Origin of the sequence: Butyricicoccus sp. AM78-15b2TA (assembly GCF_027665985.1) — a bacterium.
Taxonomy (GTDB): Bacteria; Bacillota; Clostridia; order Oscillospirales; family Butyricicoccaceae; genus Agathobaculum; species Agathobaculum butyriciproducens.
This window is the reverse complement of the sequence record NZ_JAQEHY010000008.1, coordinates 243-17,281: the sequence shown is the minus strand read 5'-3', so window position 1 is coordinate 17,281 and position 17,039 is coordinate 243. Positions and strand designations below refer to the sequence as shown.

The following is a 17,039-nucleotide window of genomic DNA, read 5'->3' as shown; positions in this document are numbered from 1 at the left end:
GTTCGTGTGCCCCGGTCAGCCGGTGCTGAAAAAGGCTGCCGCCCGAAAAGAATGAACCGCGCAGGCGGTTCAAGTCCCCCGGTTGACTGGTGTCGGAATTTTTATCACTTTCCGCAGCAATGCCGCTCTCCCTGCGATTCTTCACGAATTCTTCATCGCATTGTTTTAGTAGGATGACAAAATTTTTTTATAAATTCGTGCTTTGATTACCATGTTCTGTAAAATAATAAACTTTTCTAAGTGCGAGGTGAAAAAAGTAAATATTTTACGCAGTATTTTTGTACAAAAAGTCTGTTCAAAATTATCATTTTTCACAATAGTTGTTGATAATATTGATAAATACGCGAGATTTTTTTATTCATTCATCCAAATTGCACAAATACATCTTGACAAAGAATTTTAAAAGTGATAAATTTATCTCACGAAAGGACGAAAGGAGGCTGAGCAGGAAATGAAAAAGGTTATCTGTTCGGAACACGCACCCGCAGCCATCGGCCCGTATGCACAGGCAATTGCAGCAAACGGTATCGTATTTACTTCGGGTCAGCTTCCGATTGATCCCGCAACCGGTGCTTTTCCGGAAGGGATCGCAGCACAGACCAAGCAGTCGCTCACCAATGTAAAGGCAATCCTTGCTGAGGCAGGAACCGGTATGGATCAGGTGATCAAGACTACCGTCTTCCTGAGCGACATGAACAATTTCGGCGCGATGAACGAGGTTTACGCCACCTTCTTCGGTGAAGGCAGCTACCCGGCACGTTCCGCTGTGGAGGTTGCAAGACTTCCCAAGGACGCTCTCGTCGAGATTGAGGTAACCGCTCTCCTGCCGTAAGGCAAACCAAAAGAAGAAGAAAAGAAAACAGTAACACCAAAAGAAAGGTGCTGTCCGCTAGGCAAAGCCGGAACCGGAAAACCGGCTTTGACGACCGGGGTACCTCCAAAACACAAACGGCAACAACGCCAAAAAAATGGAGGTAATTTTATTATGAGCAAGCAGTATCCGCTGAACGTACCCGCACCGCATCATTTTACTTACGCAGTCCGTGATCTTCCGGAAGTAACCGTTGAGCAGCGTGAGCGCGCTCTTCAGGCTACTCATTACAACGAGTTCGCATTCCCGTCCGGCATGCTGACCGTTGATATGCTGTCCGACTCCGGTACCACTGCAATGACCAATCATCAGTGGGCAAGCCTGTTCCTCGGCGACGAGGCTTACGGCCGCAACACCGGTTATTACGTTCTGCTCGACACCTTCCGCGACATCTTCGAGCGCGGCGGCGAGAAGAACTGGAAGAAGATCATCGACCTCGTTCGCACCGATTGCCGCGACGTTGAGAAGATGATGGACGAAGTTTATCTGTGCGAGTACGAAGGCGGCCTGTTCAATGGCGGCGCAGCTCAGATGGAGCGCCCGAACGCATTTATCATCCAGCAGGGCCGTGCAGCTGAGTCCGTTCTGATGGAAATCGTTCGCAACATCCTTGCTAAGCGTCACCCGGGCAAGAAGTTCACCATTCCGTCGAATGGTCACTTCGACACCACCGAAGGCAACATCAAGCAGATGGGTTCCATTCCGCGTAACCTGTACAACAAGACCCTGCTGTGGGAAGTACCGGAAGGCGGCCGTTACGAGAAGAACCCGTTCAAGGGCAACATGGATATCGAGAAGCTCGAGCAGCTGATCACCTCTGTTGGTCCGGAGAACGTTCCGCTGATCTTCACCTGCATCACCAACAACCCGGTTTGCGGCCAGGCCGTTTCCATGGGCAACCTGAAGGAAATCAACCGCGTTGCGCATAAGTACAACATCCCGCTGGTATTTGATACCGCTCGCTGGGCTGAGAACGCTTACTTCATCAAGATGAATGAGGAAGGCTACGCTGACAAGTCCATCGCTGAGATCGCTACCGAGATGTTCTCTTACTGCGATGCATTCACCATGTCCGCTAAGAAGGACGGCCACGCTAACATGGGCGGCATGCTGGCATTCCGCGATAAGGGCCTGTTCTGGAAGAACTTCTCCGACTTCAACGAAGACGGCACCGTTAAGACCGACGTTGGCGTTCTGCTGAAGGTTAAGCAGATCTCCTGCTACGGCAACGATTCCTACGGCGGCATGTCCGGCCGTGACATCATGGCTCTGGCAGTTGGCCTGTACGAGTCCTGCGACTTTAACTACATGAACGAGCGTGTTGCTCAGTGTAACTACCTGGCAGAAGGCTTCTACGACGCTGGCGTTAAGGGCGTTGTACTGCCGGCAGGCGGCCACGCTGTATACATCAACATGGATGAGTTCTTCGACGGCAAGCGCGGCCACGACACCTTCGCTGGTGAGGGCTTCAGCCTTGAGCTGATCCGCCGCTACGGCATCCGTGTATCCGAGCTGGGCGACTACTCCATGGAGTATGACCTGAAGACCCCGGAGCAGCAGGCTGAAGTATGTAACGTAGTTCGCTTCGCAATCGACCGCAGCCGTCTGACCAAGGAGCACCTCGACTACGTTATCGCAGCTGTTAAGGCTCTGTACGAGGATCGTGAGAACATTCCGAACATGCGTATTGTTTGGGGTCACAATCTGCCGATGCGTCACTTCCATGCATTCCTGGAGCCGTACGCTAACGAAGAGAAATAATCCCCTGTTCCATCCTTTCGTCAAAGGCGATACCGCATAATTGCATAAATTGTGCGGTATTTCCGCCAATGCTGCAGCAAAGGCGCTGCGGCATTGCATAACAGGAATTTCTCCTGACCTTTTTATAACTTGATAATCAGGGCGTAACCTGTGCCGCGTGGAAAGTGCACAGGAAAGCAAAGAACAAAGGCGTTCTTTTTGCCAGAAAACTAAACAGTTTCTGCGTCAAAGAGAACGCCCTTTTTCTATCCATTTACACATTAAAGGGGTGTAAGATAATGAGTAAAGAGCCTAAAAACTTAGAACAGAGAGATGGTTTCCAGAGTAAGTGGGGATTCATTCTGGCATGTATCGGTTCTGCGGTTGGTATGGGCAACATCTGGCGTTTCCCGATCATGGTGCAGAAGTACGGCGGCATGACCTTCCTGCTTCCCTATTTTATCTTTGTAATTTTGATCGGCAGTACCGGCGTTATCGAGGAGTTCGCTCTCGGCCGCCGTGCAGCTGCAGGTCCGGTTGGTGCGTTCGGCATGTGTACCAAGGAGCGCACCGGCAGTGATAAATCCGGTAAGGCGATCGGCGCAATCCCGATCATCGGTGCATTGATGCTGGCAATCGGCTACACGGTCGTTCTCGGCTGGATCTTCAAGTACACCTTCATGTCCCTCTCCGGCAGCCTGTTCAATCTCGGCACGGATATGGGCGCAATCGGCGGCACCTTCGGCATGACCGCACCGGAGGCAGAAACGCTTCCCGAAGCCCTCAAGGCAATGGCGTCGGCCGGCTTCTTCGGCATCGGCAACGGCGTATGGCAGATCGTTGCACTGGTCGTTTCCCTCGCCATCATGGTAATGGGCGTTGCAGGCGGCATTGAGAAGGCAAACAAGGTCATGATGCCTGTTCTGTTCGGTCTGTTCCTCGTACTGGCAATCTACATCGGCACTCTGCCCGGCGCATCCGCAGGCTATAAGTACATTCTGACCCTGAATCCGGCCGGTCTGGCTAAGCCCGACCTGTGGGTATTTGCATTCGGTCAGGCGTTCTTCTCCCTGTCCGTTGCAGGCAACGGTTCTGTAATCTACGGTTCCTACCTGTCCAAGAGCGAGGATATCCCGTCCTCCGCACGCAACGTTGCAGTATTTGATACCATCGCAGCTCTGCTGGCAGCAATCGTTATCATTCCGGCAATGGCAGTTGTTCTGGGCGAAGGCATCAACGACGTAAAGGGCGGCCCCGGCCTGATGTTCGTTTACCTCGTAAACGTATTCAACGCAATGCCTGCCGGCCGTATCATCGGCGCGATCTTCTACATCTGCGTACTGTTCGCAGGCGTATCCTCCATCGTAAACCTGTACGAGGCACCGATCGCCTTCCTGCAGGAGCAGTTCAAGTTCAAGCGCGCAGCAGCCGTTGGCACCATCGGTGTAATCGGTCTGGTCGTTTCCATCGCAATCCAGCCGTGGACCTCTCAGTGGATGGACGTTGTTTCCATTTACATCTGCCCGCTCGGCGCTGCTCTGGCCGGCATCATGTTCTTCTGGGTACTCGGCAAGAAAAAGGCACTTGCTGCTGTTAACGAAGGCGCTAAGAAGCCCATCGGCAGCTGGTTCTTCCCGCTTGGTAAGTGGGTATACGTTATCTGTGCAATTGCTGCACTGATCCTCGGCATTATGTACGGTGGCATTGGCTAATCCCTCAAGCTAACCACTGGACTTTCGTTAGACGTTCATGGGTTTATGAATCGTCTGTATCCCCCCTTTTGTCTTTGTCCCCCGTCACTGCTGTGTGGCGGGGGACATGCTTTTCTAATTAGAAATTAGCAATCCGCAGGCAGTAATCGCTGCATGCAAAGCAAAACCCCGGCTTTGCCGCACTTGACAAAACCGGGGCTGCTCGGGTATAATATACCCAAGGGATGCTGTTCAGGCAGTCAGACCTTATTCAATCAGGATTTTTAGTCACTGACCGTTCGAGGCCTAATCGAGCGGTCAGTGCGCTTTTATACAGAAAATGTACAGCAGGATTACTGCACATACGAAAAGCCGAAGCAATTTCTTCTGCATTTGCGACACCTCCTTTCCTCCCCAAACCGAGGAAAGAAAGAAGGTCTGACCGCTATCGGAACAACATCTGCTTACAGTATAGCATATACGACAGAATATTGTCAATAAACCGTCCTTTCAGGCGGTTTTTGTTGTTATAGCAGAAAAAGAGACGAACCAGGCAGGCTCGTCTCTTTTTACGTTGTATGGAGAAGATTCAGTTAAAGTACACGATATCTTCCTTCGCCTTTTCGGCGGGTTCTACCGTGATGGCATGCAGCACCGGACCGGGACCGCGGTACTGCGGCAGCTCCTCGACGGTGATGGACGCCGTTACCTTGACCCAGTCGCGGTTATGCAGCTGATCGCGGTCGGGATAGCGGCAGAGGAAGCCGAGGAAGGTGACGTCATCCGCGCAGCAGACCATGCCGAAACGGCCGGGCACGAAGCTGCCGGCGGGCACATCCTTGCCGACGTAGGCCTGGGCAAGAAAGCGGACGGTCTTGCCGTCATACTTCATCGGATCGCTGGTGGCGTCGATGTACCAGAGACCGTAGTCCTCCGGCTGGATGTCGATGATATCCGCATCCACGTCAAACGGCAGCGGCATATTGCGGGCGTAGTCCTCGGAATTGCCGTTCACGTCATCCAGATAGATTGCCGCACGCGGGTTCATCGCCTTGATGTTCTTCTTGTACAGCATATCCTTCAGCTCGTCCGTGCAGCGGTTGAACACAACAAGGTCAGCGGTGGTGATATGCTCGAACATCATCGGGCCGATGTTGTTGGAATACAGCTCAAACGTGGTCGCATCGACCGTCGTGACAATCTGGTACAGCTCCCAGCGGGCAGGAAACGCCTGCATCAGCTTTTCCAGCTTCCACATGCCGTTGTACTCAACAAGAATGCGGTCCGGCTGGTATTTCTGCTCCACGCGCTTGAGGATATTCGGCGTCAGACGGTCCTCGGACTCGATGGGCACAAGCGCGGTGCCGTAGTGCAGCAGCCACTTCTCGTCGTACTCCTCGATGCCCTCCTCGCACAGCAGCAGCACCGTGCGCTCGTTCTCGGTAAAGTTCGGGTCCGCGAGAATATCCTGAATGAACTTGGTCTTGCCGCTCTCCAAAAAGCCGGTAAAGACGTATACCGGAATGGGTTCGTTAGCCATGATCTGGTTACCTCACTTTTCGTTTACGCCGAACAGAGCAGCGATACGCTCCTCATCCAGTTCGGAGCCGATGACGCACAGGCGGCCGGTGTAATCGGCAGTGCCGCGGCGAATTTCGGGTGCGCCCGGAACGTAGTCAAAGTGCAGCCACTCGCCGCCGTCTGCACACGGAACGATGCCCTTTGCACGCAGTACGGTGCCGAGCGTAACATCACCGAGCGCGGTAAGTGCCGCGTTAAGCTCGTCCTCGGTGTACTTGCGGGTCGTTTCCTTGCCCCAGGAGGTGAATACCTCGTCAGCATCGTGATCGTGGTCGTGACCGCAGCAGCAGTGACCGTCGTGGTCGTGATGATGGTGCTCGTGGTCATGATCGTGGTGATGCTCATGCTCATGGTCGTGATCGTGGCAGCCGCAGGTGCAGTGCTCGTCGTGCTCGTGATGATGCTCGTGCTCCTCGTGGTCATGCTCGTGGTCATGCTCATGCTCATGTTCGTGCTCATCATGCTCGTGGTCATGGTGGTGATGATGATGCTCGTGGTGCGGCTCGTGCGCGATCTCCTCGAGAACCTCCGCAACGAGGTCGCGGCTGCCTTCCATGGTGGAGAGCAGCTGCTCGCCGGTCAAATCCTTCCACGGGGTGGTAACGATGCGGGCGTGCTCATTCAAGCCGCGCAGCATGGCAACGGTCTCGTCGAGGCGCTTCTCCGGGCACTCAGCCGTGCGGGACAGCAGGATGGCACCGGCATGCGCCACCTGATTCTCGAAAAACTCACCGAAGTTCTTGAGGTACATCTTGGCCTTGAGCGCGTCAACAACCGTGACGAAGCTGTTCAGCTGTACATCGAGGTGCGCGTTCTGTACCGCAGCGATAACATCGCTCAGTTTGCCGACGCCGGACGGCTCGATCAGGATGCGGTCCGGATGGTACCGGTCCACAACATCGTGCAGCGCCTTGCCGAAGTCGCCAACCAGCGAGCAGCAGATGCAGCCTGCGTTCATCTCGTTTACAACAATGCCGGCATCCTTGAGGAAGCCGCCGTCAATGCCGATCTCACCGAACTCGTTCTCGATCAGAACAACCTGCTCACCCTTGAGCGCATCGGCCAGCAGACGCTTGATGAGAGTCGTCTTGCCGGCACCCAGAAAACCGGAAATAATATCAATTTTAGTCATGCTTTGTCGCTCCATTTCTATGCACGGCACAGGGATTCCCAAACCGTACTTAAATTTTCCGAACGCTTATATTATACCACATTTATCGAAAAAAGAAAAGCTATTTGGTTAGCGGACGCTAATCTTTCCGGCTGCGCGGCGTGTTTGAGAGCCGCGACGCAACAAAACCCCGGCCCTGTCGCTTGACAAGACCGAGGTTCTGCGGGTATAATATACCCAAGGGATGTTGCTAAGCAACCAGACCTTTCCGTATCATAGTTAAACTAAGATGACCGTTCGGGCCCTAATCCGAGCGGTCATCGTGCTTTTATACAGAAAATGTACAGCAAAATCACTGCACATACCAACAGCTGTACTGCCTTTTTCTGCATCCGCGCCACCTCCTTTCCTCCTCGAACTGAGGAAAGAAAGAAGATCTGACCGCTAATGGAACAACATCCGCTTATAGTATAGCATATCCTGCAGAAATCTGTCAATCAACCGCCTTTACAGGCGTTTTTTTATTTTTTTGCACAAAAAATGGAGAACGGAACTCATTTCCGTTCTCCACTTTCCATTCTCAATTTGATTTATTCTCCCATCACCTGAAAGACAATATCCCGCACGCGGTTGCGGGTATCGCACTCCACAAGGGTCAGATTCTGCCACGGGCCGATGGTGATCTCGCCATTCACGAACGGGATAACGATAAACGGGCTGAGCAGCGCCGCCTTGATGTGCGACGAGCCGTTATCATCGTGCCAGGTATCGTGGTGGTGGTAATGAATGACCGCACCGGTCTCATCGCGGTAGGGCGAAAAGACGTCCATCGCCGCCTTGAGGTCATGGTAGACCATACCCGGCTCAAACTCGAGCGTGGTCAGACCGGCAACGCCGCCGGTGGTAAAGCCGGTAATCGTGCCGGACTTCATGCCGGTCTTGCGGCAGGCGTTCTGCACCGCTGCGCGGAAGTCATCGGTAACGTCGATCATGCCCATGTGGGCCTTGGTTTTGTAGGTTTTGGTTTCGGTATAAACAGGCATTTGCGATTCTCCTTTAGAGGCACTCTAAGTAGCGGCCGTACAGCGTTTTGCTGAGGTCGGCGGCGTGACGGAGCAGCGTCTGACGGCTGATATAGCCGCGCGCGTACGCAATCTCCTCCAGACAGGCGATGTAGCGGCCGCTCTCATCCTGCACGCGGCGGACAACCTGTGCAGATTCGAGCAGATTCTCGGCGGTACCGGCATCCAGCCAGACGAAATCCCGCTCGAGCTTTTCAACGTGCAGCTGACCGCGTTTCATGTACTCGATATTGACATCCGTAATCTCCAGCTCGCCTCTTGCCGAGGGCTTGAGTCCGCGGGCAATCTCCATAACCGAGTTATCGTAGAAATACAGACCCGGAATGATATAGTTAGACTTCGGATAGCGCGGCTTCTCCTCGATGGAAATAGCACGGCCCTGACCATCAAACTCCACAACGCCGAACGCACGCGGGTCATCGACATAGTAGCCGAACACGCAGGCGCCGGATTTCATCTGCACGGCACGGTCCAGATAGCTCTGGAAATTGGGGGAATAGAAGATATTATCGCCCAGAACAAGGCAAACCGAGTCATCCCCGATGAACTGCGAGCCGATGAGCAGCGCGTCCGCGATGCCGCGTGCAACCTCCTGCACCTCGTAGGTGATGTTGACGCCGAAGCGGCCGCCGGAACCGAGCAGACGGTAGAACGGGCCTTCCTCTCCGGGCGGGATGATGATGAGAATATCGCGGATACCGGCCTGCAGGAGCGCAGCCAGCGGATAGTAGATCATCGGTTTATCGTATACCGGCAGCAGCGGTTTGCATACCGGACGTGTCATCGGGTACAGGCGCGAGCCCTTACCGGCGGCAAGAATGATTCCTTTCATTGGCTATTCCTCTATCTATATGGTTTTGTGAGATTAGTATAGCACACTTTGGGCAAATAAGAAAGCAATTTTCTAATAAAGCAGAGAGTGGAGAGCACTTCGCTCTCCACTCCTCACTCTTTCTCAATCGTCAGCACCGAATGATACGGCATCGGCTTTCCGTCCACGGCGTTATCGCGCGATGCGCCGCTGAATTCATACTCGTACCGGAAATCCAGCCCGTCGAGATGCGCCTCCTTGACGTTTTTCGTATCCGGTGCATCATATTCCCAGCCGTCGTCAATGATGTCATCCCTCATGTGGGCGGCATACAGCCAGCTCCATTTGGCATACGCGGCCGCAAAGGCGTAATACACCGTCATGCGCTCCTGATAGCCGCACGAGCCGTTCTGCGAATCCGAAACCACCGTCACAGACTGCACATAGCCGTCCGCATCGGTTTCGACCGTCACATCGGATACAGAATCGCCCAGCGAGAAGAAATACCTGCCGCCCATTCCCACGTCGCTATTCCAGCTGCCGTCCGGCCGGACATACGCTGCCATCCCTTGATTATAATGCAGGCAGTCGTTGCAGTTCTCCACATACTCCGCAAGGGTCAGCTCGCCGCGATTGGGCGGCAGCTTGGCGTACAGGTCAATGCCGTAACCTGCGGCTGCTCGCAGCACGAGCACCAGCAGGTACAGCGCCACGCGATACCAGCGCACCTCCCGCTCGCGGACAACGATGCTGCACCCGTTCTCCAAATCCCACGGCAGCTCCTCTTCTTTGCACGCGCGGTAGCACTTGTACTTGTAGTACCAGTCGAAGACCGGCAGCGCATAGCAGTTGCCGTAGCCGAACACGCCCCACAAACGGGCATATGCGGTGCGGATGGACAGCTTTTCTCCGTCCTCATCGCGGACGGACAGCCCGAAGATCCACTTGCCGGGCGTTGTGCCCCAGTAATGCAGCAGCACCGGCTCGAACACGAACGTCAGCAGCCAGCTGACATACCCGCACGCGAGCATCCACGCCAGACTCGCCGTGAGCTGGATAAAATTCTCCGGATTGATGCGGAACACCCACTGTGCCAGCATCGACCACAGCAGCCCATACAGTCCGGCATCCACATTGCGGGCAAAGAAGCGCCGCCACGGACAGCCGACCGGCGGAATGCGGTCTTTCTCGCGCGGGTCGTCTGCGGGCAGCACGATGGACTGGTACCGGTCTACATCCAGCCCGTTCCACTCCGCTCTGTCCTCGCAGATGGCGCGGCACATCGCATACGCCAGTTCGCTCTCGCGGATGTCCCCCTGCAATACGTCGAGCTGGCCTGCCGCCGCCTCGGGCAGCGCTTTCTCGCCGCTCTCGATGGCGCGGATGTCGGGCACGCTCAGGCGCAGCCGCCGCAGCAGCATGATCTTCCGCAGTGTCTGTACATTGTCCTCGGTGTAGTCGCGGTAGCCGTTCTCGCCGCGTGTCGGCTTGAGTAAGCCTTCCTTCTCGTAAAACCGGATGTTCGCCCGGGATAATCCCGTCCTGCGCTCTGCTTCCGCTATGTTCATACGATCACCTTCCCTTCTATTGATTACATTATAAGGGATAAAGTGGGTTTACAGTCAAGTGTTTTCGGGGAAAATGTTAAGAAAAAAGAGTGGAGAAACTCCACTCTTTTTATGTTTAGTTCAGCTTAATGCAGCTTAATTCAGCGCTGCAATCGACTCTTCCAGCTTTGCGAGGTGCTCGCGCAGCTTTTCGGCCTTTTCGCGCTCGGCTGCAACAACCTTCTCGGGTGCCTTATCGACAAACTTCGGATTGTTCAGCTTCTTCATAACGAAGTCGATATCCGCCTCGACCTTGCTCTTCTCCTTGCCGAGGCGTGCGCGCTCGGCCTCGAAGTCGATGAGGTCGCCCATCGGCATATAGATCTGTGCGTCGCCGGTGACAACCGATGCCATCTTGGCAGCGTCCGCCGGAACGGCGTCGATGAGTTCAATCTCGGAAGCGTATGCCAGCTTGGGGAAGAAGCCTGCGCCTGCGGAGAACGTATCCTTCTTCTCGGTCAGGATGAGCACCTTGGCCTTCTTGGAGGGCGGTACGTTCATCTCGGCACGGCGGTTGCGGATGGCGCGGACAGCGTCCATCAGGCTCTCCATCTGTGCCTCCTCCGCGGCAAAGTGCAGCTCGTCCTTGTATTCCGGCCATGCGGATACCATAACGGACGGGCCTTCATGCGGCAGCGCCTGCCAGATGGTCTCGGTGATGAACGGCATGAACGGGTGCAGCAGCTGCATCGCGCCGCTCAGCACATAGCAGAGCACCTTCTGTACGTTCTCGTCGCCGGTCTGCAGACGGGTCTTTGCAATCTCGATATACCAGTCGCAGAAGTTCTCCCAGATGAAGTCGTTCAGCTTGGCAGCCGCCAGACCCAGCTCGTACTGGTCGATGTTGCGGGTAACATCGGCAACCAGTGTGTTGAACTTGCTGAGAATCCACTTGTCCTCGATGGTAAGGTCTGCGGGCAGCTGGACTGCCTTATCCTTGTCGATGGTCAGGTTCATCTGGATAAAGCGGGATGCGTTCCAAATCTTGTTGCAGAAGTTGCGGGACGCCTGCACGCGCTCATCCGAGAAACGCATATCGTTTCCGGGGCTGTTGCCGGTTGCGAGGGTAAAGCGCAACGCATCCGCGCCGTACTGGTCGATGACCTCGAGCGGGTCGATGCCGTTGCCGAGCGACTTGGACATCTTGCGGCCCTGTGCATCGCGCACCAGACCGTGGATATAAACCGTCTCGAACGGGGTTTCGCCCATGTGCTCCACACCGGAGAAGATCATGCGGGCAACCCAGAAGAAGATAATGTCGTAGCCGGTAACGAGCGTAGAGGTCGGGTAGAAATAGTCAAGCTCCTTGGTCTTGTCCGGCCAGCCGAGCGTGGAGAACGGCCACAGAGCGGACGAGAACCAGGTATCCAGTACGTCCTCCTCCTGATGGATATGCGTGCCGCCGCACTTCGGGCAGGTGCATACGTCGGTCTTGGAGACGGTCATTTCGCCGCAGTCCTCACAGTAGAACGCCGGAATGCGGTGACCCCACCACAGCTGACGGGAGATACACCAATCGTGTACGTTTTCCATCCAGCGCAGGTAGGTCTTGGAGAAACGGTCGGGCACAAACTTGGTCTTGCCCTCGTTTACTACGTCCATAGCGGGCTTGGCGAGCGGCGCCATCTTGACGAACCACTGTGCCGAGGTCATCGGCTCAACGGTCGTACCGCAGCGGTAGCAGGTGCCTACGTTGTGCTCGTGGTCCTCGATCTTGACGAGCCAGCCGCCTTCCTCGAGGTCCTTTACAACCGCCTTGCGGCACTCGTAGCGGTCCATGCCCTCGTACTTGCCGCCGTTTGCGTTGACGGTCGCGTCCTCGTTGAACACGAGGATCTGCTCGAGGTTGTGGCGCTGGCCCATCTCGAAGTCGTTCGGGTCGTGGCACGGCGTAACCTTAACACAGCCGGTGCCGAACTCCATATCAACGTACTCGTCACCGAAAATCGGAATCTCGCGGTTCATGATCGGGAGGATGCAGGTCTTGCCGATGAGGTGCTTGTAGCGCTCGTCGTTCGGGTTGACAGCAACGCCGGTATCGCCCATGAAGGTCTCCGGACGGGTGGTCGCAACCACCAGCTCACCCGAGCCGTCCGCGAGCGGATAGCGGATGTGCCACAGCTTGCCCGGCTGGGTTTCGTACTCAACCTCGGCGTCGGACAGCGCAGTCGCGCAGTGCGGGCACCAGTTGATGATGCGGTGGCCCTTGTAGATCAGGCCCTTGTTGTACAGGTTTACGAATACCTCGCGGACCGCCTTGGAGCAGCCCTCGTCCATGGTGAAGCGCTCGCGGTCCCAGTCGCAGGAGGTGCCGAGCTTTTTGAGCTGGCTGATAATGCGGCTGCCGAACTTGTCCTTCCACGCCCAGACGCGCTTAAGGAACTCCTCGCGGCCGAGGTCGTAACGGGTCAGACCCTCCTCCTTGCGGAGGTTCTCCTCTACCTTGATCTGGGTTGCGATACCGGCGTGGTCGGTGCCCGGCATCCACAGTGCCTCGTAGCCCTGCATGCGCTTGGTGCGGATGAGGATATCCTGCAGGGTCTCGTCGAATGCATGGCCCATGTGCAGCTGGCCGGTAACATTCGGAGGCGGAATAACGATGGTGTACGGTTTCTTGTCCGGATTGACCTCGGCGTGGAAGAAGCCGGAATCGACCCAGAACTTGTACAGCTTGTCCTCGACCGATTTCGGGTCGTAGGTCTTAGGCAGTTCGCTCATTGATCTATCTCCTTCAATTTGATTTACGATATACATGCGGGATACCTCTGTGTAAACAAAAAAGAGCATACTCATCCCGACAACAGGACGAAGTATGCTCCGTGGTACCACCTGAATTCGCGTAAAGACGCGCACTCGTTGCCCCGTAACGCGGGTTAGACGGAACAGCTTAACGAACATTCGGCTGTTCTGCTCCAAAGCGACCTTCTTCTTCCCCGCCGAGGTGCTTGCACCGACCGCACCCTCTCTAAACGCGCAAAGGAAAAATACTCCTCTTTTTCACTGCATTTGTGTATTAACTTTAATATTATAGCTGTTAAATCCGGGTTTGTCAAGGGATATCCCTTGTTTTCCGGCACCGACCCTCTGGGGCACGCGAACCGCGTGGGCGGTTCGCCCCTAACGGGCGGCAGTTTTTTTCAGCACCGGCTGACTGGGGCACACGAACTGCCGCAGGCGGGTTCGCCCTTTCCGGGCGGCAGGTTTTTCAGCACCGGCTGACTGGGGCACACGAACTGCGTGAGCGTGTTCGCCCTATCCGGGCGGCAGGTTTTTCGCTGAACCTCAGTGAGGGGATTCGCCGTCTGCGGACGGCGGGGACGTTGCGGCGCCCGCCGCGGGGGCAAAAAGGAAGGGACACCTACGGTTTCCCTTCCTCTTTGAACTCCTACCTTTCCCTTGCTTCCTAATCTGGCGCAGATTTCCTATATGTGACCGCTTCGAAAAGGGGAACGACAGAGGATTTTTTCTTCCGTGTCTTTCTCAACATATTCGCAGTGTCAGATACATTACTGCTACACATGTGATTTCATCTAAGCAGGCGCGACATAACAGTGTCGCGCAAGTCGTCAGCACGTTATAATAGACAGGGCCTGCGAAGATAAATTGTACCAAACGCTTAATTCGTAGGTGCCATGCGGTATAACGTGTTAAAGAGTTGCGCGGCACGGTTATGCCGCGCCTGCGTAGAGTAAACCGTATGTGTAGCAGTACGTTGTCTGTGAACTGCGAAAAGGCGGAGAAAGACACGCTTCGGTAACCCGACTGCCGTTCCCCTATTTCGCAGCGGTCACATGTCGGCAATCTGCGCCAGACCCTCCAAGGGAAAGGGGTGATTCACAAGAGGGTGGAAACCGTAGGTGTCTACCCTCTTGTGCCCCCGCCGGGTAGGCGCACTCCCTGCTGAGGTTCAACGAACCCCTCCCCGCCCGTTAAGGGCGAACACGCTCACGCAGTTCGCGCGCCCCGCTCAGCCGGTGCAGAGAAACAGGCTCCCGCCCGGCAGGAACTTACGAAAGTCTCCGCTTGAACTCCTCATACCCAAACATCCGCACGACCTCATCCGTGCCGTCGGCGCGTCTTACCGCGATGAGCGGCAGCGGCATACCGTTAAACGTATTGGTCTTGACCATGGTGTAGAGCGCCATGTCCTCGAACACGACCTGCTCACCGGCGCCGAGCGCCACATCGAACGAATACTCGCCGATGACATCGCCTGCGAGGCAGGAGCGGCCGGTCAGCAGATAGGTGAACGCCTTTTTCCCCGGCTCGCCGCCGCGGTACACCGGCGGACGGTACGGCACCTCGAGCACGTCCGGCATGTGGCACGCCGCCGAGGTATCCAGAATCGCAATGTCCTTATGGTTGTGCATCACCTCAAGCACGGTGGCGACCAGATAGCCCGCATTCAGCACAACGGCCTCGCCCGGCTCCAGATAAACCTGCACCTTGTACTTTTTCTGCAGATAATCAATGCAGTGCACCAGTGTTTCCACATCGTAATCCGCGCGGGTGATATGGTGGCCGCCGCCGAGGTTGATCCATTTCAGGCCGTCCATATACTGACCGAAATTCTGCTCAAATGCAGCGACAGTCCGCACCAGATCGTCCGAATTCTGCTCGCAGAGCGTGTGGAAATGGAAGCCCTCAATGCCGTCGAGCAGCTCCGGCTGAAAATTCTCTATCGTAATGCCGAGGCGCGAATCCGGACCGCACGGGTCGTACATCGCGTGGTCGCTCGGCTGCGTGGAGCACTCCGGATTGAGCCGCAGGCCGCAGCTCTTCCCTGCCGCGCGGGCAAGGCTGCCGTAGGCCTTCCACTGCGTGAACGAGTTGAACACAATGTGGTCGGCGTACTCCAGAATCTCGCGGAACTCGCCCTCCGCGTAGGCCGGCGCGTAGACATGGGTCTCGCCGCCGAATTCCTCATGACCGAGCCGTGCCTCGTACAGACCGGAGGCCGTTGTGCCCGCCAGATACTCCCGAATCAGCGGGTACACGGAAAACATCGAGAACGCCTTCTGCGCTAGCAGGATCTTCGCGCCGGTGCGTCTGGCAACGTCCCGCAGGACGGCCAGATTCTGCACCAGACGGTTTTCATCGAGCAGGTAGCAGGGCGTAGGAAGCTCAGTAAATTTCATATCAGTCCACCAGCACCGGCTTGTCGTTAATCTGCCACGGCAGACCCCACTTGTTCAGCGCCTCCATGTACGGATCGGGATCAAACTCCTCCACCGTGTACACGCCCGGCTTGTTCCACTTGCCGGTCAGCAGCATCGCCGCGCCGATCATCGCCGGAACGCCGGTGGTGTAGCTGATGGCCTGCGAGCCGACCTCACGGTAGCACTCCTCGTGGTCGCAGACGTTGTAAATATAGGCGGTCTTTTCCTTGCCGTCCTTCTTGCCGGTGAAGATGCAGCCGATGTTGGTCTTGCCCTTGGTGCGCGGACCGAGCGTTGCCGGATCGGGCAGCAGCGCCTTGAGGAACTGGATCGGCACGATCTGGTGGCCCTCAAACTCGATCGGGGTGGTGGACAGCATGCCGACGTTCTCCAGACACTTCATGTGGGTCAGATAGGACTGACCGAAGGTCATGAAGAAGCGGATGCGCTGCACGCCCGGAATATTCTTCGCCAGAGACTCGATCTCCTCGTGGTGGAGCAGGTACATGTCCTTGTGGCCGACCTGATCGAAGTCGTACTCGCGCTTGATGCTCATCGCCGGGATTTCAACCCAGTGACCGTTCTCCCAGTACGAACCCGGTGCGGATACCTCACGCAGATTGATCTCCGGGTTGAAGTTGGTCGCAAACGGATAGCCGTGGTCACCGCCGTTGCAGTCCAGAATGTCGATGGTGTCGATTTCATCGAACAGGTGCTTCTGTGCGTAAGCGCAGTACGCCTGCGTTACGCCCGGGTCAAAGCCGGAGCCGAGCAGAGCGGTCAGACCGGCGTCCTCAAACTTTTTCTTGTATGCCCACTGCCAGGAGTAGTCAAAGTACGCGGTAAAGCCCTCGTCCTTGCAGCGCTTCTCGTAAATGGCGCGCCACTCCGGATCGTCAGTGTCCTCCGGCTCGTAGTTTGCCGTATCCATGTAGTTTACGCCGCACTTGAGGCACGCATCCATGATGGTCAGGTCCTGATACGGCAGCGCAATGTTCATCACGATGTCCGGCTTGTACTCGTCGATGAGCGCGCACAGCTCGTCCACGTTGTCCGCGTCCACCTTGGCGGTGCGGATCTTGGTTGCAGTCGTACCGTCCAGCTTCTCCTTGATGGCGTCGCACTTGCTCTTGGTGCGGGATGCGATCATAATTTCCTCAAAAACGTCGCTGTTCTGGCAGCACTTGTGGATAACTACGCCGGCTACACCGCCGCAGCCGATGATCAATGCTCTTCCCATTGTTAATTCCTCCTCATTTTTAACTGTATATATAATTTAGATTTATTGAATGGTCTTTATTTGTTAAACTGCCGCTTGAGAAGCGAACGGAACTGCGCAGGCGGCAGCCTGTTTCTCTGCACCGGCTGAGCGGGGCGCGCGAACTG

General features: G+C 55.7%; 11 protein-coding genes and 1 other annotated feature. Of the genes, 3 read left to right on the top strand and 8 right to left on the bottom strand.

What is annotated here, in order from left to right; genetic code table 11:
* Positions 1-451 precede the first annotated feature (451 nt).
* The 3 genes from PGS25_RS08950 to PGS25_RS08940 all read left to right on the top strand — a co-directional run bounded on the left by PGS25_RS08950 (position 452) and on the right by PGS25_RS08940 (position 4,323).
* Positions 452-832 (top strand): RidA family protein, encoded by a 381-nt coding sequence (locus PGS25_RS08950; protein ID WP_110435180.1) that lies wholly within the window; start codon positions 452-454, stop codon positions 830-832.
* Positions 833-985: 153 nt separating this feature from the next.
* The gene (locus PGS25_RS08945; RefSeq protein ID WP_117488913.1) at positions 986-2,632 is read left to right on the top strand and encodes a tryptophanase; all 1,647 of its coding nucleotides are present in this window, start codon (positions 986-988) and stop codon (positions 2,630-2,632) included.
* Positions 2,633-2,910: 278 nt separating this feature from the next.
* On the top strand, positions 2,911-4,323 hold the full coding sequence (locus PGS25_RS08940; protein WP_270418343.1) for a sodium-dependent transporter: 1,413 nt from the start codon (positions 2,911-2,913) through the stop codon (positions 4,321-4,323).
* Positions 4,324-4,891: 568 nt separating this feature from the next.
* Here the strand turns inward: PGS25_RS08940 and PGS25_RS08935 are convergent.
* The 8 genes from PGS25_RS08935 to PGS25_RS08900 form a co-directional block, all read right to left on the bottom strand.
* Complete coding sequence (locus tag PGS25_RS08935; RefSeq protein ID WP_118478320.1) at positions 4,892-5,842, bottom strand: TIGR03943 family putative permease subunit; 951 nt, start codon at positions 5,840-5,842, stop codon at positions 4,892-4,894.
* 12 nt (positions 5,843-5,854) lie between these two features.
* Positions 5,855-7,015 carry a CobW family GTP-binding protein gene (locus PGS25_RS08930; RefSeq protein ID WP_270418342.1) on the bottom strand — a complete coding sequence of 387 codons (1,161 nt, stop codon included), beginning with the start codon at positions 7,013-7,015 and terminating at the stop codon, positions 5,855-5,857.
* Between the two features lie 569 nt (positions 7,016-7,584).
* Positions 7,585-8,037: a YjbQ family protein gene (locus tag PGS25_RS08925; protein ID WP_117488921.1), complete on the bottom strand. Its 453-nt coding sequence runs from the start codon at positions 8,035-8,037 to the stop codon at positions 7,585-7,587.
* Between the two features lie 13 nt (positions 8,038-8,050).
* Positions 8,051-8,908, bottom strand: a complete 858-nt coding sequence (rfbA, locus tag PGS25_RS08920; protein WP_270383616.1) for a glucose-1-phosphate thymidylyltransferase RfbA — start codon at positions 8,906-8,908, stop codon at positions 8,051-8,053.
* A 113-nt stretch (positions 8,909-9,021) separates the two neighbouring features.
* Positions 9,022-10,455: a MerR family transcriptional regulator gene (locus PGS25_RS08915; protein ID WP_270418340.1), complete on the bottom strand. Its 1,434-nt coding sequence runs from the start codon at positions 10,453-10,455 to the stop codon at positions 9,022-9,024.
* Positions 10,456-10,590: 135 nt separating this feature from the next.
* A complete protein-coding gene (locus PGS25_RS08910) occupies positions 10,591-13,212 on the bottom strand; it encodes a valine--tRNA ligase (RefSeq protein WP_270418338.1) in 2,622 nt (873 codons plus the stop codon).
* Between the two features lie 80 nt (positions 13,213-13,292).
* Positions 13,293-13,504, bottom strand: a binding site (T-box leader).
* 997 nt (positions 13,505-14,501) lie between these two features.
* The gene (nspC, locus tag PGS25_RS08905) at positions 14,502-15,632 is read right to left on the bottom strand and encodes a carboxynorspermidine decarboxylase (protein WP_118647888.1); all 1,131 of its coding nucleotides are present in this window, start codon (positions 15,630-15,632) and stop codon (positions 14,502-14,504) included.
* 1 nt (position 15,633) lies between these two features.
* Positions 15,634-16,893 carry a saccharopine dehydrogenase family protein gene (locus PGS25_RS08900; RefSeq protein ID WP_117751462.1) on the bottom strand — a complete coding sequence of 420 codons (1,260 nt, stop codon included), beginning with the start codon at positions 16,891-16,893 and terminating at the stop codon, positions 15,634-15,636.
* Between the last annotated feature and the right edge of the window lie 146 nt (positions 16,894-17,039).